We start from the raw sequence: 20,055 nt of genomic DNA, 5'->3' as shown, positions 1-20,055 counted from the left end.
CGCCAAGCTGAGAACCCCTTAGGTAGGGGTTCTGAGTTACGCGCCTTCTTTCAAAGCAACCAATGTCAGAGTAGTACTCTTCAATTTACCGTCACGGTAATATTTGATCGCGATCTTGTCGCCGATTTGAAGGTTTGGTGAATATAATTCTTTACGTAGGGAAATGGAGTTAGTAACTTTTTTGCCATTTAATTCTGTAATAACGTCATATTGTTTCAAGCCTGCTTTAGCTGCGGCTGATGATTTGGTGACTTGTTGGACCATGGCGCCGTAGTTGATGTTTTCTGGAAGTTTCAAGACGCTTTTTTGTTGTGCGCTTGGGATCGTTTCAACGTCGCGAAGGGTCACGCCTAGGGATGGTCTCACTACTTCGCCTTTTGTTTCTAGTTGTTGAATGATTGGTTCTACAGTATTGATCGGAATGGAGAAGCTGATTCCTTCTACGTTCTGCATCGAGATTTTCATCGAGTTGATGCCGATGACTTGTCCTTGGATATTGATCAATGCACCGCCGCTGTTACCTGGGTTGACTGCTGCGTCTGTTTGGATAACGTCAGCTTCCCAATCTTCTTGGCCGTCGCTATTAGTGTCTACTGGTACGGCACGATTTAAGCCGGAAATGATTCCTTCTGTTACGGAACCGGAAAATTCTGTTCCAAGCGGACTCCCGATCGCAATTGCTGGTTCGCCGACTTTTAGGGAATCGGAATTGCCGAATTCTGCTACTTTAGAAACATTTTTACCATTGATCTCTAAAACGGCCAAGTCATTCCATACATCAGTGCCCAGCAGTTTTGCAGAAGCTTTTTTACCGTTTGCAAAAGTTACTTCCAATTTCTCTGCGTTCGCGACAACGTGATTATTGGTAACGATATAAGCTTTGCCGTTTGCTTTTTTATAAATAACACCGGAACCTGAAGAAGCTTGTTTTTCGGAAGTGTTTCCGTCCAGTGGATCTCCGGAAGATTGATAGTTGAGTACGCTGACCACGGCATCTTGGACTTTGCCGACTGCTTTTGTAATGTTGGTCGTGGTATTAACGGAAACATTTTCTACTTTTTGGCCTTTTGTAGTTGTATTGACTGCATTATTTGTGAGTGAATCGTTGTCATTATTCCATGGAATAAAATAAATGATAAGAGCGCCCACAATGACACCGATCAATCCGGTCAAAAAATAGCCAATAAAATTGCCTTTCCCGCCTTTGCGAGGGGGTTCGCCATTTCCACCGTTACTAGTATTGTGATTGTTATTGGGTGGTGGAGGTGTGTTGTCATTTCCTCCTTGGGTGAGCTCGGTGCGGAAAGGATCCCGATTATTCATTTCGTCAAAAAAAGTATCGGTCGAACTGATCGTTTCAGCTGGAATCTCTTGCGGAGAATTGGTGTTACTGACTTGCAGATCATTTTCCGTCTTTTCAGGGAAATTTTCTCTATTTGTTTCGTCCATTTTATTGCTCCTTCCTGAATAAATATCGTTGTTATCTTTATATTAATAAACAAATATGAAAAAATGATGAAAAAATTTTAAAAATATAAAGAAAGCAGAGAAAAGTTATCTCTGCAATTTCTTATATAGTAAATATGTCCGTTGGAACAGCCGGATCGGTATCAAACAATTCCAACTGCGTGCCAACGATGATATCCTGCGCTGCCAACGTTTGACTCACGCTCATTCTCGCTAGATCTTTCATATTGTTATCTTTACTTAAATGTCCTAAGTAAATGCGTTTCGTCTTATCAGTGATCACTTCACTGATCGCAATGCCGGCATCTTCATTGCTTACGTGACCTTCATCTCCAAGAATACGTCGTTTCACGTTCCAAGGGTAGCGGCCCATCCGTAGCATCTCAATATCGTGGTTGCTTTCAAATAAATAAGCATCCGCGCCTTTGATATGGCCTTTCATCCGATCGCTTACATATCCTGTATCGGTGATCATGACAAATTTTTTGTCGCCACTGTGAAAAATGTAAAACATCGGTTCGATCGCATCATGGGAAACACCGAAGCTTTCCACCTGCAGACTGCCGAATGATTTTACTGTTTCCATATCAAAATGGAATTTTTGATCTGAGTTTACTTCACCGATCATAGAATCCATTGCTTGCCATGTTTTTTGATTCGCAAAAACAGGCAGTTTATATTTACGAGCAATGACGCCGAGGCCTTTGATATGATCCACGTGCTCATGGGTAACCAAGATCGCATCCAAGTCCGACATTTTTCTGCCCACTTGTTCAAATAATCCTTCGATTTTCTTACCGCTTAGCCCGCAGTCCACCAATATCTTTTGGTCGCCTGTTTCGACTAAAGTTGCATTTCCTGAGCTTCCGCTTGCAAGAATACTAAAGCGGATCTGATCTGTCTGTATTTTTGTTTGGGCTGTTTCTGAAAACATTATTTTTTCCCCCTTGCAACCTCTGCTGCTTCTATTCTAACGCTATTTACGGAAAAAAGCATCTCTTGCTAACTATCTAGGGAGCAACATACCGCTTGCTTTTGTTTCTTCTAATCCTTTTTGTTCCATATCTGTAACATTGATGATCTGATTGTCCTCAGCATTAACTAATAAGAACTCTGTGACATTTTTGTTCTCGATCTCAAAACACCAAACTGGGAAATAAAAATTCCCGGTGGAGAGTTTTACGGTCGTATAGTAGCCAAAAGTGATTGCTTTGATCTCGCTTTTCTGCTGCAGTTTCCCGTGCTGATAGATCGATTCAAGTGCAACGGAAGCAGAGATCAGGTCATTCTTTTCTTTCAGATCATTTTGTTTTTCCAGCAATGTCTGCTCATAAGAAGTAACTTCATTGTCGTTGTTGAGATAAAAGCGGACATACGCATTTTTCTCAAATAAGATCGGACTTTTGTGCATGACTTGATAATAGACCAGCTCATGTGCCTGTTCATCATACTTCCAAAAAGCATAGGATTTTCCTTTATAAACGTGATTTTCAATAAACTGTTTGAGATCGGGGTTGTCTTTTTTGGGATCTACTTGGATCGGCTTTTTCAATTGCGAATGCAAGATCGTTCCTTGATTTTGGATCGTAAGTGATTGATCTTTGAGCTCTTTCAACTCTTTTGTTTGAAAAATATATGGTTCTGCGGTAAAAATCGCTCCTGACGCCGACTTTTCCGAAAGATCGGCAGGATATTTGATATGATCGTTCCTCAGGTTTTCTTGAATGCTGGAAGAACTCAGTTTGTCAGTATTGTCGGCTAGTTTTTTATTGAACCAAACAACTCCGAGAAAGATGTCGACAAGCAGGAAAGTAATGATAAAGATGATTTCCGTCTTACGCCAATCCATATTAATTACCCCCCTCTGTGTCATTTACAGAAAACCAAGTTCCTTTGTATTGGAACATCCATACTGGTTCCAATTCGACAACGCGATTAAGCGAAGAGGTATTTTCCCAATTGGAGCGTTTCATTTCGTAGCCAGGCGCCATTGCATCAATGTTTTGCGGATCAACTGCTTTGCTCTTGATCAGTTTTTGATAGGCACTATAAGATGACTCTAACTTTACTTTCCGCTTCGCCGAATAGATCTCTGATTCGAACATGTAATACGGCCGGGTATAGCGGAAAACACTTTCCTGACCTTGTGCGACAGAAATCGTCGTCATTTTATCAGGATTGAACACCATCATATTGTGTACATCAAGCATAAAGTTCGTACTCCCACTGTTGACATCATAGCCAGCAAATGTAAAATTGCCAGTCCAGCCTGCGTGTTCATTGACAAAGTTAAAACTGTCTTGGATCATCATGGCTTGTTTTTGTTTGGGAAGCAGTTCCGGACGATTACGTTCTTGTGCCTGATTTACATATTCTAATGTTTTGTATTCAGGATTGACTTGAATGATACTGGAACCATTTGTGTAATTATTACCTTCATTTTTGATGGAATCCGAATCTTGGAAAAGCGCGGATATGAATAGGTTGATCTTGATCGAGCTGATGATAAATTTCCGAGAATCGATGTTTAACGGCGAACTGCTTAAATATAGTCGCCTGTTTTGATCGATAACCACATCATTTTCGATGAATGTATCCTTTGCTTTATTCACGATCGATGCTACTTCGTTCATATCCTTCTCCTGCAGACTGCTCTGGTAGATCGTGTGGTTTTGGTCATTTGCAAAATAAACCGTATGCAGACCTGTATCGCTGGCATTTTTATCAAAAATGATGCGGTTGAAAGAATCTGATTGCAGATTTTTACCAGAAACATGGAAAACCTGCGAAAAGATGGTGAACGGTATGGTAGTTGGATAGACTAATTCAAATGTATCATTTTGATGGATGATGCTCTCGTATGTTTCTGTTTTTTTCTTTTCGGAAACGAGCACTTCCGAGAACCCAAAAGTAGTTCCCCGGGAAGAAAGCGATTTGATCGCTGTCTCATCATTACTACTGAACTGTTTACCGTCTTTATTCCAAATCACTTTATATGGTTTGAAAGTTTGGGCAGCTGTCTGCTCTTTGCTGATCGTTGTTTTTTCGACATTTTTCACGTTGATAGCCTCATAATTCGGCTGTCCTTTCCAAATCGAATAGCTAAGAACGATACTGATAATTACAAGTATGGTCAACAATAAGCCTCTAAATCCATATCTTTTAGTCATCCCAATCATCCTCCGGTAAATCACTGTATGGTAGCGTAAAGTGAATCGTCGTGCCTCTGCCGTTGTTTCGTTCCGCCCAAATGTGGCCACCGTGAGACTCGATCACTTCTTTTGCGATTGCAAGGCCCAGACCTGTTCCGCCCATTTCTCGTGAGCGCGCTTTATCTACTCGGAAAAAGCGGTCAAAAACTTTGTCCAGATCTTCATCTGGAATGCCGAGACCTTCATCGGAAACGCTGATTTGGATCTTATCGCTCCATTTTTTCAAATAGAAGGAGATCCGTCCGCCATCAGGTGAGTATTTATTTGCATTTGAAATGATATTGTCCATTACCTGCATGATCTTATCTTCGTCGATCTCAATGATGATCGGCAATTTCGGAATATGCCGAATAAACATGATCGTATCTTTTTTCATCATTTCAAAGCGGTCGATAATATGATTGAAGAAATCCGTAAAGTTAACAAAACTTTTTTCAAGGCTTTCACGACCTGCATCCATACGGGACAGTTTCAAAAGATCATTAACTAGCCGGATCATCCGCTCTGTTTCGTTTTGCGTTACTTCTAAGAACTGCGGTGCGATCTCTTTATCTTCCCATGCCCCATCGCGAAGTGCTTCTAAATAGCTGTTCATGCTGGTAAGCGGCGTACGTAGTTCATGCGATACATTGGATACGAAATCGCGGCGTTCTTGATTGACTTTTTCTTGGTCGGTGATATCGTGCAGTACGGCGATAACACCATTTACAAATCCAGTTTCCCGTTGGATGATCGAGAAATTCGCTTTTAGAATAAATGGTTTATTGTAGATCGTACGGTCTAGCGTCAATGCTTCATCAATATCCATCAAGTCCTCAAACTCATAATCTTCCCCGATATCAAGCACGTCGATGATCGATTTCCCATTTGCTTCTTCATGCGGGATACGTAGCATTTTTTCAGCCGGTGAATTGATAAGGATTACTTTTCCTCGTCGGTCGGTTGCGATAACGCCATCTGTCATATAAGAAAGAACCGAGGAGAGCTTGCGTCTTTCCCCTTCTGTCATCGCTTGTGCTTCTTGGAGCCGCTTCGTCAGCATATTAAAAGACTCTGCCAGTTCTCCGATTTCATCATAGCCGTAGATTTTCACCTTACGAGAATAGTTCCCTCTAGCCATAGCATACGCTTGCCGTTTCATTTCTTTTATCGGTTTTGTGATCGTACGGGAAAGAATGATACCCATGATCGCGGTTATAAATAGGGAGATCGCGATCCCGGTAACAAAGATATTCGTAATATCATCTACTTGTTGGTAAACAGTTTGAATATCTGCAACTAGGTAAATAGCCCCAATCACTTGTCCTTTATTTTTAATAGGAGAAACGTTGACCCAGACACGTTTTTTGTTAGCTTGGTCAATAAAGATCTTGTCTTCCGAACCGTTTCCGAGCGACAACGCACGTTTAACCAAGGTATCGTTAGACTTTTGACCTACGATACCTTGGTTATCTTTGTTCGATGTGCCGAGGATCTTTCCTCTGCTGTCGAGAACACGTACTTCATTGATCGAATCATTCGCTTGCACAAAGTCTGTCAGGGATTGTTCGATGAGTGCTTGTTCTTTCGACGTATTTTCACTATCATTTAAAATCTCTTCACGCGTATTATAATTAAGAAACGTCATGCTGCTGCGGATCGATTCTTTAAAGTTGTTCTCTAGTCGGCTTTCCAGCTCCCGTACAAAATAAACGCCAATGACCTGCATCGCAAGAATGATCAGCAGAATATAAATGATGACAAGTCTGAATTGTACAGATTGGAAAAATTTCTTTTTTAGCATACGGTCATCCTACTCCTGTTCAGGATTGCGTAAATAGTAGCCTACTCCACGTCTTGTTACTAGCCATGCCGGATGACTTGGATTATCTTCTATTTTTTCCCGCAGGCGTCGTACAGTTACGTCCACCGTGCGCACATCTCCAAAATAATCATAGCCCCAAACAGTTTGGAGCAAGTGCTCACGCGTCATTACTTGGCCAATATGTTTTGCCAGATAATGTAGCAGTTCAAATTCCCGATGTGTCAGTTCGATCGTGTCACCGCGTTTAGATACGACATATGCATCCGGGTGGATCGTCAGCGAACCGACTTCCAGCTCTGAATTTTCTTGATCTTCTGCTGCCTGCGAGCTCACTTGACTGTGGCGACGCAGATTAGCTTTCACACGAGCGATCAATTCACGATTGCTGAAAGGTTTCGTTACATAATCATCCGCTCCCAATTCCAATCCTAGCACTTTATCGATTTCCGAGTCTTTGGCAGTCACCATAATGATCGGCATATCGTATTTTTTCCGCACCTCACGGCAAACTTCCACACCGTCTCGCCCTGGTAACATAATATCTAATAAAATTAGATCTGGTTGTACTTCTTCTACTAATTGTAGTGCTTCATCGCCATCATAAGCACAATAAACATCAAAACCCTCTTTGTTAAGGTTAAATTTCACAATATCTGCAATTGGTTTTTCATCATCAACGACTAAAATCTTCTTTTCTGCCATTTAGTTGTATCCTCCTAATTCGTGGATTTGACTGACGTAGTGTCAGGACAGGCTTCGTTAATCTCTCGTTACAGTCTCTGCTGCCATTCATTGGAGCGTATAAGCTCACTCCATCTATTATAACATAAACATGAATTTATCTGAATTATACTTTATCTACAAAAAAAAGACCAGTGCTAAATTAGCAAGCTGATCTCTTCCTTAACGGTTCCGACGGGATTTGAACCCGCGATCTCCTGCGTGACAGGCAGGCATGTTAACCCCTACACCACGGAACCTAAGCACCTTAAAAATGGCACTTCCTCATTAAACCATGTTTTGGACATTTGCGCAATACCTTTTTTACATATTTTGGGAAAAATTTTACAATACGGGATTTCGGAAAGCCGTAGATGCTCCGATCCGGCGTGCTGCTTCTTCCAAGCGGTCTTCATTCATAAGCAGACCGACGCGAACATAACCTTCTCCTTCTTTACCAAATCCATTCCCTGGCGCAACAGCCACACTCACTTCTTCTAATAGAAAATCAGCAAAGCTTGCGCTCGTAAATCCAGTAGGTATTTTCAACCAAGCAAAGAATGAACCTGCTGGCGCGTCTACTTCCCAACCGATTTCCCGGCAAGCAGCGATAAAATGATCTCGTCTGCTTTCATACATTTTTCGCATTGCTTCCACGTCACTTTGATCACCAGTCAGCGCTATTGCTGCAGCATCTTGGATAGCAGGAAACAAGCTGACATATAGATGGTCCTGAATCAGATTGATCGCACGGACGATTTCTTTATTCCCGACTGCAAAGGCGACTCGCCAGCCAGCCATATTATAAGTCTTAGATAATGTATACAATTCCACGCCTACTTCTTTTGCTCCTGCAGTTTGCAAAAAGCTAACTGGTTTTTTGCCATCAAAACCAATCGAAGCATAGGCAAAGTCATGAACTACTGTGATCGCGTGTTTCTTCGCAAGTGCTACGGTCTCCTCAAAAAAAGCAGGCGTTGCAACCGCACCAGTAGGATTATTTGGATAGTTCAAATACATCATTTCTGTCTTTTTAAGCGTTTCTGGAGAAAGTTTACTATAATCTGGCAGAAAATCATTTTCCGCGCGCAACGGCATCGTTTCATAATTCACTCCGCCAAGCACTACGCCTGATAGATAATCTGGATACCCCGGATCTGGCAGCAACATCCAGTCGCCTTCATCTAATACACACATCGGCAGTTCTACCAATCCTGTTTTCGAACCAAATAAGATTGCTACTTCTGTCTGCGGATCGATCTCTACTTGATACTCACGCTGATAAAATTCGGCTACCGCTTGTTTTAGTTCTAATTTCCCATCGAAGGGCGAATACTTATGATTAAGCGGCTTGTCTGCTGCAATTTTCAATGCTTCCACGATATATTCCGGTGTCGGTTGATCCGGATTTCCCTGCCCTAAATTGATGACATCATGGCCCTCCGCAATTTTTTGATTCACTTTCGCGACCAATGTAGAGAAAAATTGTTCCGGCAATGCTTGTAGTTTTTGTGAGATCTTCATCTTCTGCACCTGCTTTCTGACTTATTTCATTGCTTTCCATATTAGTCTTTCCCGTTCCGTTTGTCTAGGGGATTTTTCTGAAAAGTTAAAAAGAGATTGACAATTCCCGCACAAATAGCGTATATTTTAAATTAACAAGTTTTAAAAAACTAAATTCTCTTATCTAGAGCGGCAGAGGGACTGGCCCTATGAAGCCCGGCAACCTAACTTTTTTTAGTGAAGGTGCTAATTCCAGCAACATTTCTAAATGTTGACAGATAAGAGAAGTCGGAATTTTACGAATCCCAACTTCTCTATCTGTGATAGAGAAGTTTTTTTATTACTTCAAAAGTATTTTACACAGGGAGGAAGAAAAAAATGAAAAAATCTTTTAAGGCAATTTTACTTGTAATCGCAGGTGCTGCGTTGTTGGCACTAGCAGCATGTGGTGGTAATAAAGATGACGCACTCAGCACCAAAAAAATCAGTATCGGGGTAACTGGCGGTCCGCATCAGCAAATCGCCGAAGAAGTAAAAAAATTAGCGAAAAAAGATGGCTTGGACATCACGATCAAAACATTCGACGATTACAATACGCCGAATACAGCTTTGAATGATGGTGATATCGATACAAACAACTACCAAACGATCCCTTTCTTGGATCAGCAAAAGAAAGACAAAGGCTATAAACTCAGCATCGCTTTCAAAACCGTTGCTTTCCCAATGGGTATCTATTCCAAACAGATCAAGGATATCAAGGATCTGAAAAAAGGCGACAAAATCGCGGTTCCTAACGATCCTGCGAATGAATACCGTGCTTTGAAACTATTTGAAAAAGCTGGTGTCATCAAACTGAAAAAAGGTGTTTCCCAAAAAGCAACGAAAAATGATGTCGCTGAAAATCCGCTTAAACTCGATATCGTGGAACTGGAAGCATCACAGCTCCCTTCGCAATTAAGTGAAGTACGCGCTGCAGCAATCAACACGAACTTCGCAATGGGTGCCAACTTGACGATCAATGACGATGCGATCTATCACGAACCGATCAAAAACAATCCATATCCAAATGTCTTTGTCGTTCGGACAGCTAATAAAGACGATGAAGTCGTGAAAACACTTAAGAAATATTACCAATCTAAAGAATTAAAAGCATTTATCGAAAAAGAATTCAAAGGTTCTGTTGTACCTGCATTCTAGGAGTTGAAAACATGATTGAATTAGAAAATCTGTCAAAAACATTTACTGTTAATCGCAAAAAAGTAGAAGCTGTTAAAAATGTATCTTTAAACGTGAAAAAAGGGGAAATATTCGGCGTCGTGGGTTATTCCGGCGCTGGAAAAAGTACCTTAGTACGTTGTATCAATTACTTAGAAAAACCTGACGAAGGCAGCGTAAAAATCGACGGTGAAGATCTTTCTACACTTTATGCTTCTGAACTGCGCCACGCGCGCCGCAAAATCGGCATGATTTTCCAAGGATATAATCTACTCAAAACCGCTACCGTTTACGATAATATTGCGAAGCCACTTAAACTGAGTGGCTTTTCCAAATCCGTTATCAAAGAACGTGTGGAAAAATATCTTCAGATCGTCGGATTAAAGGATAAAGAGCACCATTTTCCCGCTCAGCTTTCCGGCGGTCAAAAGCAACGTGTCGCTATCGCTCGGGCGCTGGCCTTTGAACCAGAGATCTTACTGAGCGATGAAGCAACCAGCGCATTAGACCCGGAAACGACCGAGTCGATCCTAAATCTGCTGCTCAAGATCAATGAGGAATTGGGCATCACGATCTTTCTGATCACGCATGAACTCGAAGTGATCGAACGTATTTGCGATCGTGTGGCTGTGATGGAAAATGGAGAGATCGTGGAACAGGGAACCGTACTGGATATTTATACGAAAGCCGTTCACCCCACTACCAAGCGATTTATCGGTACAGAAGGCGGTTATGAGATCCCTGCTGATTTGCTGGAGAAATACGGGAAAACGGGGAAATTGGTTTCACTCTATTTCTTAGGTGACGAAGCTGACGAACCGGCACTTGCCTTAGTTTCCCGTAATTACGATGTCCTGCCTAGCATTTTAGCTGGCGGCATCACGCATTTCAAAAACGGCACGATCGGAAAACTGCTTGTTCATTTAAAGGGAAATGAAACAGCCTATCAAGATGCGATCGATTACTTGGTCAGTCAGCAAGTCGTTGTAGAGGAGGTTGAATTGCCATGAATGCTTTCATTGAAAACTGGGGACCTGTGATTTGGCAAGGTATCCTCGAAACATTGACAATGACGATCATCACACTCGTTATCGCAGTCATTATCGGTATTCCGCTCGGCGTGCTGCTTATTTTGACACGAAAAGGCGGACAAACAGAAAATTACTTCATTTATACGATTTTGAATTGGGTCATCAACATCTTGCGATCACTGCCTTTCATTATCTTGCTTTTCTTGATTTTACCAGTAACACGAGCAATCGTTGGTACTTCGATCGGTATCCAAGGGGTGATCTTGCCATTAGTCTTTTACACCGCTCCTTACATCGCACGTTTAATGGAATCTACGCTTTTAGAAGTAGACCGCGGTGTGATCGAAGCTTATCAGGCAATGGGGATCTCCACACCGAAGATCATTTTTTCTGTTATAATTCGCGAAGCCCGTTCCGGGATCGCACTCAGCCTTACCATCGCAACGATCGGCCTGATCGGTGCTACTGCAATGGCTGGTCTAGTCGGTGCCGGCGGTCTTGGAGCAATCGCTTATCAATATGGCTTCCAACGTTATGAGCCGACTGTGATGTATACCACCATCGTTATTTTGATAATTATGGTACAATTACTTCAATCATTGGGGAATTTATTGGCTCGTAAACTTAAAAAAGACTAAGATTTGGGAATCAAACTGGGGGAGAAAATAATGAAAATCGCATTATGTCAAACAGATGTCGCCTTTCGTGATCCGGATAAAAATTATCAAGCCATCGAGCAGGCAGTGATCGAAGCAGCAAACAGCGGCGCCGACATCGTGGTGCTTCCTGAAATGTGGAATACCGGCTATTGCCTTTCTGAGTTAGCAGACTTTGCCGACCCTAACGGTGACCGGACAAAAGGCTTCCTTATTCGCTTGGCATTGCAGCAAAAAGTTACTGTTATCGGTGGTTCCGTAGCAATTTCTGAAGAGGATTATTTCTCTAATATCATGTATGCTGTTGCTAAAGATGGCGACTTGCTCGCTTCTTATCGGAAAGTGCATCCATTTCAAGGTATGGATGAGCACATCTATATCAGACCTGGCAATAGCGCCAATCTTTTTCGGATCGGCGACCTCGCATGTGCTGGTTTTATCTGTTATGATATTCGTTTTCCAGAATGGCTGCGTAAACATGCTGCAAATGGTGCTGAAGTCCTTTTCGTTTCCGCACAGTGGCCCTCAGCGCGCATTACGCAATGGAAGCAACTGCTGATTGCCCGTGCGATCGAAAACCAAGCATTCGTCGTGGCCGTCAATCGTGTTGGTTCCGATCCTGCCAATCAATTCGGTGGTAATTCGCTGGTGATCCACCCTAGCGGTGAGATTATTGCCGAAGCCGACGATACACCGCAGAATCTTCTAGCAGAAATCAATTTGGCAGATGTAAAAAAAGTCAGAGAAGCCATGCCGGTTTTAGCAGATCGGCGACCAGAACTTTATTTTTAATAAAAAATCCTTCTATTGAAGACATCTATTTCAATCAAAAAAAGTGTTGGAAGCGAAATGCTCCCAACACTTTTTTAATTTAAATAACAGACCACTTCTCCGCTTGCCAGCGATTTTTGGACATCAATGATGCGCTGATTGCTGGAACCGCGAAAGGCAAGGTTTGGATCAAACTTGTCTTGCTCAAAACGGCCGTCTACGAGTACATCGATCAGTGATAACAGTTCTAATTTATCAGCTGATTCCTTCATCATTTCTTCCCAGGTATAGCCAGTCCATGACCAAATGTCTTTTTCATTGCCAAATCTAGCACGCATTTTTTTGACGATCGCAAGACAGGTCCCTGTGTTCAAAAACGGCTCCCCGCCAAGTAGTGTCAATCCCTGGACGCCTTCATGTGCCAAATCATTCAAGATTTTTGCTTCTAATTCATCGGTATATGGCACACCATATTTAAACGACTGTGCATAAGCGTTATAGCAGCCTTCGCAGTGAAACGGACAACCTGATACATACAGACTGCAGCGCACGCCCTCACCGTCTACAAAATTGAATCCTTTATAATCAGCGATATAGCCTCTGCTTAGATTATCGGATACCCATTCTTTTGGCTTTGGATTATTCATTGCGACCGATCTCCATGTGTTTCACCCGTTTGCTGATTTCCACATGTCGTCCATGTACCATTGGCCGTTTCATCGGATTGCCAAGATAACCGCAAGTCCGTTTGACGACATCTGCCTTTTCAGGATCATTGTTCCCACAAGAAGGACATTCAAAGCCTTCTTTGGTTGGCTTGAATTCTCCCTCAAAACCGCATTCATAGCACTTATCGATTGGCGTATTCGTACCTAAGTACGCAACGCGGTCGTAAGCATAGTCCCACACCGCTTCCAGCGCTTTCGTATTATGGACCAATTTTGGATATTCGCAGTAATGGATAAAGCCGCCAGAAGAATAAAATGGATATTCTTTCTCGAAATCGATTTTTTCAAATGGCGTGATTTTTTTGCGTACATCGTAGTGGAACGAATTTTGATAATATTCTTTATCCGTAATATCTGGAATGCTGCCATATTTTTCACGATCCAAGCGATTGAAACGATCAGTCAGACTTTCACTTGGAGTGGCATAAACACTGAACCAATAATCATATTTATCGCGCCAAGCATCGGCATATCCTTTCAGTTCCTTCACGATATCCAGTGTAAAATCCTTCGCTTCTTTATTAGTTTCCCATTTACCACCATAAAATGCTGTCGCTGCCTCATACAAGCCGATATATCCGATGGAAACGGTAGCACGTTTATTGGTAAACAGATCTTTGACAGATTCGCCGTCGTGCAGCCGTTTTCCGAATGCACCGTATTTGTAAAGAATCGGCGCATTTTCCGGCTGTGCTTGGCTGACGCGTTTCAAACGGAATAACAGTGCATCTTTCACGATCTGCATTTTTTCATGAAAAATTTTCCAAAAATTGTCTTGATCGCCTTCACTTTGGATCGCGATTCTCGGTAAATTCAATGTTACTACACCAAGATTATTACGACCAGCATTGATAAATTCACCGTTTTCATTCTGCCAAGCCGGTAAAAATGAACGGCAACCCATTGGTACTTTAAAGTCCCCTGTTATCTCGGTCAATTTATCATAGCTAAGGACATCAGGATACATTCTTTTCGCCGAGCACTGCAAAGCCAGTTGTTTAATATCATAATTGGGATCTTGCGCTTCTAAATTCACGCCGCGTTTCAATGAAAATACTAATTTCGGGAAAATCGCCGTATGTTTGTCTTTCCCTACACCGAGCAACCGGACTTTCAAGATAGCCTGCTGGATCTCGCGGGAGAAAAAGCTTGTCCCGAGACCAAATCCGAGCGTCACAAAAGGCGTTTGCCCGTTACTTGTATAAAGGGTATTGATCTCATATTCCAAACTCTGCATGGCATCATAAATATCTTTTTTCGTTTTTTCGTGGGCATATTCTTCTTGTTTATCGGCAACGACCCAATCGGCCGCTTCTTCTCTATGCTTTTTATAATTAAGTGCTGCATAGATCGCCAACACTTCATCGATTCTATCCACAGAACAGCCGCCGTATTGCGAACTAGCAACGTTTGCGATAATTTGAGCAATCTGAGCCGTAGCCGTTTGGATCGACTTCGGACTCTCCACATTGGCGTTCCCGATCGTAAATCCTTTAGAAAGCATTCCTTCAATATCGATCAGGCAGCAGTTCGTCATTGCATGGTACGGGCTGTAGTCCAAATCATGGAAATGGATATCTCCCTTTAAATGTGCATTCGCTACATGTTTCGGTAGCATGAATTTCAATGCGTAACTCTTTGCCACTGCCCCAGCTGTCAAATCTCGTTGCGTATTAAAAACGGTGGCATCTTTATTTGCATTTTCATTTACGACAGAAGCATCTTTATTCAAGAGCTTTTCCACACTTTTTGTCATATCGGTAATGTTGTCGCGTTCACTGTCGCGATCATGGCGATATTCAATGTAAGCTCTTGCTACGTCTGGGTATTCGGATTTCATCAGCACATTTTCTACGGTTTCCTGAATCTTCTCGATCGTCAAGACAGTATCGTTTGCCAATTCATTCACAATGTTTTTTAAAAAAACGTCTATTTGATTTTCAGCATCTGTTTCCTGCGCATTCATCGCCGCCAAAATAGCTTTTCTTATTTTCCCTGGGTCGAAATCGACTTGTCTTCCATCACGCTTTTCCACTACTTGCTGCGTTTCTTTTTCTGTATACATCAAAAAGCCTCCAATCACAATATGTAGTACCTACAATTAAATACTAACACGAAATCCTGTATTTTTCTACCAGTAAAATGATTTCTTTTTTATCAGATAGTTTACAATAATAGCTACATTTTTCTTCTTCCAAAAAGAAAATAACTCTCTTTTAGAAGATATGCCCAAAAAAAGCCCCCATTTTTGTGCAACGTGACATTTCCTAATAAACCGCTTTCATTTATACTGAGAACTATCATAAGAAGAAAGAGGCGAGTCGTTTGGCACAATTATCCTTAGAACATATTTATAAAATTTATGACAATAAAGTAACTGCTGTATCAGATTTTAATTTAGAGATCGATGATAAAGAATTTATCGTTTTTGTTGGTCCATCTGGTTGTGGTAAATCTACTACACTTCGGATGATCGCCGGATTGGAAGAGATTTCTAAAGGAACGCTTAGTATCGATGGAAAGGTAATGAATAACGTTGCGCCTAAAGATCGTGATATCGCGATGGTTTTCCAAAACTATGCGCTATATCCGCATATGACAGTTTTTGATAATATGGCTTTCGGATTGAAATTAAGAAAGACGCCAAAATCAGAAATCAAAGAGCGTGTCGATCATGCAGCAGACATTCTTGGCTTGACGGATTATTTAAAACGGAAGCCAAGCGCGCTTTCCGGTGGTCAGCGCCAACGTGTCGCATTAGGTCGTGCGATTGTCCGTGATGCAAATGTTTTCTTGATGGATGAACCGTTGTCCAACTTGGATGCCAAATTACGTGTTCAAATGCGTGCAGAGATCACGAAATTACATCAGCAATTAGATACAACAATGATCTACGTTACCCATGACCAAACAGAAGCGATGACAATGGCTACGCGGATCGTCATCATGAAAGACGGCGTCATCCAACAAGTCGGGGCGCCAAAAAACGTGTACGATCACCCGATCAATATGTTTGTTGCCGGCTTTATCGGTAGTCCAGCAATGAATTTCTTCCACGGCCGTCTGGAAGGCAAAAACTTTATTACTGATAATTTCACGATTGTTGTCCCGGAAGGCAAGCTTAAAGCCCTTACTAGCAAAGGCTACGATGGCAAAGAAATCATCTTCGGTATTCGTCCAGAAGATATCCACGACGAACCGATCATGATCGAAGCAAATCCTGGCTATACATTCCAAGCTCAAACGATCGTTGCAGAATTGACTGGTGCGGAATTCCTGCTGCATAGCAAAGTCGGCAATGAAGAATTCGTCGCTCGCGTTGATTCCCGCTCGAATCATCAACCATTTGAAGAAATCACATTAGCATTTGAAATGACAAAATCTCACTTCTTTGACCCAACAACAGAAGAAAATATTACGGAGTAAATAACGAAAAACGCTCGCCAAAAGATAGCTTGATGCTATCCTTGCCGAGCGTTTTTCTGTTTAGCTATGGCGTAAATCTGTAAATGTAAATTGATCAAATGGTTTTAATCCATCTAATAGCGGTAGATATTCTGGCGCGATTTTCCCGATCTTATTGATTCGCGGATCATTTGGACGCGATTTCAAAGCGATCTGGACTTCTCCCTTGTATTGACCGTATTCTTGATTTAAGAGTAAGATATCGCCTCTTTCGATTGGTTGGTTCTCATTATTAACTGGCAATTCATGCTTGTAATATTTCAAGCGTGTCATAGAAGAGCGGATCATATAACTGGAATAATCGCCTCGATAAGTATGCAGCTCCTCAAAAATGATTTTTTCTTCTAATTCTGTCAGATCATTTGCAGGAAGAATACCAATTGGCGTCACAGCTGCATGGAAAGCGCTGGCTGCTTGCTTTAATTCTGTATCACTGGCGTAGGCATTCCCAATAATAATATCGTCTACCGCCTCCAAACTCTTCATATGCGCGACTTGGATGGCTAACGGCAGTCGACGATGTGTTTCCAACGTGCATAGTCCTTCCTGCAGTGGCCACGGGCCGATCTCTGCCTGTTGTGACGTTACAAAAGCCGCTGTCCGAAGCTGATAGGCTTGGAATTTTTTACTACATGCGAGAAAGTAAGCTTCCTCTAAGCCCGTATATGCTTGCGGAAAAAAATTGTGCGAACCGATCAAATGAGATCTGCGAGGGTGATGATCCATGATCAGATCCAAATAATGATTGTCATTGCTCATATTGATCTCTATCAAAAAACCATATTCATTTTTCGTCAGCAAAGCTTCTTCTTTCCCAGTAAATCCCATATCAAGACGAATCCCCGCTATTTTCCAATCCTCAAAGTATCCCAAGTCTTGTGGTTTGATTCCCAAAACTTCAAAAGTACGGGGATTGACGTCTAAAATAGTTTCAAATCCTAATCCATGCGCTTTGATAGTCGTTTTCTTGATCCGCTCGATATGCGTTGGATCAGGTTCACCAAAAAGCAGTAGATTAATGAATAAGCGTGTAAAGCCATATTCTTTGGCGCGTTCTAAATAAGCAACGTCTGCTTCATATGCTGTCTTCTCCGGATATAAACTAACTCCTAATTTACCCAATTCCATTCCTCCTTGTTTTCTTGAATATAGTGGTAAACGGCTCCTAATATTCCAGCACTGTTGCGAAATTTACAAGGAAGGATCTCCGGAGCGCCGACTGCGGAAACATCTGTATAACGCGTAAACAAGTCATCTACTGCTTGCTTCACGTTCGCCATTATCTCTTCATTGGCACTCACGCCACCACCGATCAAAATCCGCTCGGGATCATACATCACAGTGATATTCAAGATCGTCACTGCTACATTTTGATAAAATTCATTGAAACTCTCTTGAGCGATCCTCCCACCCGACTTTGCTTCTTTCAAGATTGTCGGGATATCGGTCTGCCAATCAGCTAGGTTAAAGACGCCCTTTTTAAAATTATAGATTCGGCAGAGACCTGCGACTGCTCCGGCAAAAAAGCTGACGGATTCATAACCGACTGGGCGAGTATTTCCCCGCCCCAATAGTGAAATACCGACTTCCCCAGCTGCACCGGTTCGTCCAGTCAAAAGCTGGTCATTCAATACAACAGCGCCGCCAACTCCTGTTCCTAATGTCAGACAAAAGTAATTTTTTATATTCTTCCCGTGTCCCAGCCATTTCTCAGACAAAGCCGCGGCATTCGCATCATTGATCACTTGAACGCTTGCCCCTGTCATTTTTGTCAATTCTGCTTGGATATTACGCGATTTGAATCCTGGGATCGCTCCTGCTGTGAGCATTGTTCCATCCTTTGAAATAACGCCAGGAAGACTGATCGCCACTTTGTCGATTCCTTTTCGCTGATAACCAGCTATGATCGCCGTCAATTTTGCCAGCAGACCTTCTGGATCTTCCCGCTTCGTCGGCATGGATTCTTGCTCCAGAATATTTCCATCTGCATCTACTAAACCGAATTTGATAAAACTGCCGCCAATATCGATTCCTACATATTTCTGCATGTCGCATGTCCTTTCTTATTTAAGATCTTGTCCACCCGTCCGAATCACCTTGTTATACCAGTAAAAACTGTCTTTTTTGTAGCGTTTCAGTTCTTTTAAATCAAAATCGGAGCGGTCCACATAGACAAAGCCATATCGTTTTCGAAATCCTTCGTGCGTACTTATCAAATCAATAGCGCTCCACGGGCAATAGCCGAATAGCTCGACACCTTCCTCGATCGCTTGTTGCATTTGCTCGATGTGGCTGCGTAAATAATCGATTCGATAATCATCATGGATCTTGCCATCTGCTGTTAATTCATCACGCTGCCCCAACCCATTTTCCGTGATGATCAGTGGAAGACGATAGCGGCTATAGATCTGGTGAGCGGTGTTGCGCAGCCCGACCGGATCGATCGGCCAATTAGCAAATGTGGTAGTTTGCAGATGTTCATTCTTTTCGCCCTTAAAAAACCCAGGAATCGCAAAGCTGTCTTGCTGATCCTTAGCTGCACTCTCCTTCCCATCACTAGCCGAAACGGTAGAGGAGTTATAATAATTGAAGGCGATAAAATCAGCTGTATTTTCTTTCATGACTTGGCGATCTTCCGCTGTGATCTCCGGCACTGCATCTAATTTTTCTAAAATCCGCCATGCCATGTGATTGTATGTACCAAAGACTGCCGCATCTAAAAACAGCCAGTTTCTAAAAGCACTAAAATATTCGGCTGCCAGCATATCTTCTGGTCTTTCTGTTTTTGGATACACACAGGAAATATTCGGTGCCGGTCCTATTTTCCCCGGATAATTCCCTTCATGATAAAGCTTCATTGCCCTTGCTTGTGCCACTAACATATGATGGTTGCCTTGAAAAGTATCCTTCCAAGAAGTTTTATTTCCCTCCAGCACTCTACTGGCAAAAACAAGCATGTTTTGCTCATTGATCGTCTGCCAATAAGTCACGCGATCCCCGAAATTATCAAATAAAACCTGGCAGTACTCGGTAAACGCATCGATCGTTTCCCGATTTAGCCAGCCGCCCTTTTCATGCAGTGAAGCCGGTAAGTCAAAGTGAAAGACTGTCGGAATCGGTTCGATATCGTTTGCGATCAGCTCGTCAATCAGATCATTGTAAAATTGGATGCCTTTCGGGTTTACTTTCCCATGCGGCATTATACGTGTCCAAGCGATAGAGAAGCGGTATGCTTTTAACCCCAGCTCCTTAAACAGCGCGACATCTTCTTTATAGTGATGGTAATGATCACTGGCGATTTTAAAATCCGTCGTTCCTTCAAACGGTGGACGAATATCTTGAACAGAGGCTTCCTTGCCATCTTCCTCCCAAGCACCCTCCACTTGATAGGCACTGGTGGAAGCTCCCCATAAAAAGTTATCTTTGAATGTCATTGTATTCAGACCCCTCTCCTAATAATACTTTCATTATATAGATAAAAAC

The 20,055-nt window shown here is 42.2% G+C and carries 17 protein-coding genes, 1 tRNA gene and 1 riboswitch; of the genes, 5 read left to right on the top strand and 13 right to left on the bottom strand.

All coding sequences use genetic code 11. The features are described from left to right. Nucleotides 1-36: 36 nt before the first annotated feature. The 8 genes from EL241_RS01680 to EL241_RS01645 all read right to left on the bottom strand — a co-directional run bounded on the left by EL241_RS01680 (nt 37) and on the right by EL241_RS01645 (nt 8,727). Entirely contained in the window at nt 37-1,449 is a 1,413-nt protein-coding gene (locus tag EL241_RS01680; protein ID WP_036103576.1) for a S1C family serine protease, read from the bottom strand. Nucleotides 1,450-1,570: 121 nt separating this feature from the next. Then, on the bottom strand, nt 1,571-2,401 hold the full coding sequence (locus tag EL241_RS01675) for an MBL fold metallo-hydrolase (protein ID WP_003757364.1): 831 nt from the start codon (nt 2,399-2,401) through the stop codon (nt 1,571-1,573). 72 nt (nt 2,402-2,473) lie between these two features. Then, on the bottom strand, nt 2,474-3,316 hold the full coding sequence (locus tag EL241_RS01670; protein ID WP_170166132.1) for a two-component system regulatory protein YycI: 843 nt from the start codon (nt 3,314-3,316) through the stop codon (nt 2,474-2,476). 1 nt (nt 3,317) lies between these two features. Continuing rightward, complete coding sequence (locus EL241_RS01665; protein WP_036103570.1) at nt 3,318-4,637, bottom strand: YycH family regulatory protein; 1,320 nt, start codon at nt 4,635-4,637, stop codon at nt 3,318-3,320. Continuing rightward, the gene (walK, locus tag EL241_RS01660; RefSeq protein WP_003757359.1) at nt 4,630-6,462 is read right to left on the bottom strand and encodes a cell wall metabolism sensor histidine kinase WalK; all 1,833 of its coding nucleotides are present in this window, start codon (nt 6,460-6,462) and stop codon (nt 4,630-4,632) included. The genes EL241_RS01665 and walK overlap by 8 nt, the downstream gene beginning before the upstream one ends. 9 nt (nt 6,463-6,471) lie before the next feature. Beyond that, the gene (gene yycF / locus EL241_RS01655; RefSeq protein WP_003757357.1) at nt 6,472-7,185 is read right to left on the bottom strand and encodes a response regulator YycF; all 714 of its coding nucleotides are present in this window, start codon (nt 7,183-7,185) and stop codon (nt 6,472-6,474) included. A gap of 205 nt (nt 7,186-7,390) precedes the next feature. Next, nucleotides 7,391-7,463 (bottom strand) — tRNA-Asp (locus tag EL241_RS01650). A gap of 85 nt (nt 7,464-7,548) precedes the next feature. Then, a complete protein-coding gene (locus tag EL241_RS01645; protein ID WP_036103567.1) occupies nt 7,549-8,727 on the bottom strand; it encodes a pyridoxal phosphate-dependent aminotransferase in 1,179 nt (392 codons plus the stop codon). A 156-nt stretch (nt 8,728-8,883) separates the two neighbouring features. Further along, nucleotides 8,884-8,991: riboswitch (SAM riboswitch) on the top strand. A 93-nt stretch (nt 8,992-9,084) separates the two neighbouring features. On the opposite strand from EL241_RS01645, the gene EL241_RS01640 reads away from it, so the two are divergent. The 4 genes from EL241_RS01640 to EL241_RS01625 are packed head-to-tail and all read left to right on the top strand — an operon-like array spanning nt 9,085 to nt 12,400. Continuing rightward, nucleotides 9,085-9,903, top strand: a complete 819-nt coding sequence (locus EL241_RS01640; RefSeq protein ID WP_003757352.1) for a MetQ/NlpA family ABC transporter substrate-binding protein — start codon at nt 9,085-9,087, stop codon at nt 9,901-9,903. A gap of 11 nt (nt 9,904-9,914) precedes the next feature. Continuing rightward, a complete protein-coding gene (locus EL241_RS01635; RefSeq protein ID WP_036103564.1) occupies nt 9,915-10,931 on the top strand; it encodes a methionine ABC transporter ATP-binding protein in 1,017 nt (338 codons plus the stop codon). Continuing rightward, nucleotides 10,928-11,590, top strand: a complete 663-nt coding sequence (locus EL241_RS01630) for a methionine ABC transporter permease (protein WP_036103561.1) — start codon at nt 10,928-10,930, stop codon at nt 11,588-11,590. Before EL241_RS01635 ends, EL241_RS01630 begins: the two co-directional genes overlap by 4 nt. Nucleotides 11,591-11,617: 27 nt before the next feature. Next, nucleotides 11,618-12,400 carry a carbon-nitrogen family hydrolase gene (locus EL241_RS01625; protein ID WP_077912691.1) on the top strand — a complete coding sequence of 261 codons (783 nt, stop codon included), beginning with the start codon at nt 11,618-11,620 and terminating at the stop codon, nt 12,398-12,400. A 74-nt stretch (nt 12,401-12,474) separates the two neighbouring features. Here EL241_RS01625 and nrdG read toward each other — a convergent pair whose 3' ends face one another. Continuing rightward, a complete protein-coding gene (gene nrdG / locus EL241_RS01620; RefSeq protein ID WP_036103555.1) occupies nt 12,475-13,026 on the bottom strand; it encodes an anaerobic ribonucleoside-triphosphate reductase activating protein in 552 nt (183 codons plus the stop codon). Further along, the gene (gene nrdD / locus EL241_RS01615) at nt 13,019-15,172 is read right to left on the bottom strand and encodes an anaerobic ribonucleoside-triphosphate reductase (protein ID WP_036103552.1); all 2,154 of its coding nucleotides are present in this window, start codon (nt 15,170-15,172) and stop codon (nt 13,019-13,021) included. The genes nrdG and nrdD overlap by 8 nt, the downstream gene beginning before the upstream one ends. Before the next feature lie 260 nt (nt 15,173-15,432). Here nrdD and EL241_RS01610 point away from each other — a divergent pair, with 260 nt between their 5' ends. After that, on the top strand, nt 15,433-16,533 hold the full coding sequence (locus EL241_RS01610) for an ABC transporter ATP-binding protein (protein ID WP_036103550.1): 1,101 nt from the start codon (nt 15,433-15,435) through the stop codon (nt 16,531-16,533). Between the two features lie 60 nt (nt 16,534-16,593). Here EL241_RS01610 and EL241_RS01605 read toward each other — a convergent pair whose 3' ends face one another. Genes EL241_RS01605 through EL241_RS01595 form a run of 3 tightly spaced genes read right to left on the bottom strand, consistent with a single transcriptional unit; the run spans nt 16,594 to nt 20,006 of the window. Continuing rightward, entirely contained in the window at nt 16,594-17,694 is a 1,101-nt protein-coding gene (locus EL241_RS01605) for a DUF871 domain-containing protein (protein ID WP_036103548.1), read from the bottom strand. Further along, nucleotides 17,682-18,620: an ROK family protein gene (locus EL241_RS01600; protein ID WP_036103546.1), complete on the bottom strand. Its 939-nt coding sequence runs from the start codon at nt 18,618-18,620 to the stop codon at nt 17,682-17,684. Before EL241_RS01600 ends, EL241_RS01605 begins: the two co-directional genes overlap by 13 nt. Nucleotides 18,621-18,635: 15 nt before the next feature. Next, the gene (locus EL241_RS01595) at nt 18,636-20,006 is read right to left on the bottom strand and encodes a glycoside hydrolase family 1 protein (protein WP_036103545.1); all 1,371 of its coding nucleotides are present in this window, start codon (nt 20,004-20,006) and stop codon (nt 18,636-18,638) included. Nucleotides 20,007-20,055 lie beyond the last annotated feature (49 nt).

The organism is Listeria grayi (genome assembly GCF_900638015.1).
GTDB classification, from domain to species: Bacteria; Bacillota; Bacilli; order Lactobacillales; family Listeriaceae; genus Listeria; species Listeria grayi.
This window is presented reverse-complemented; position numbering and strand designations above follow the sequence as displayed.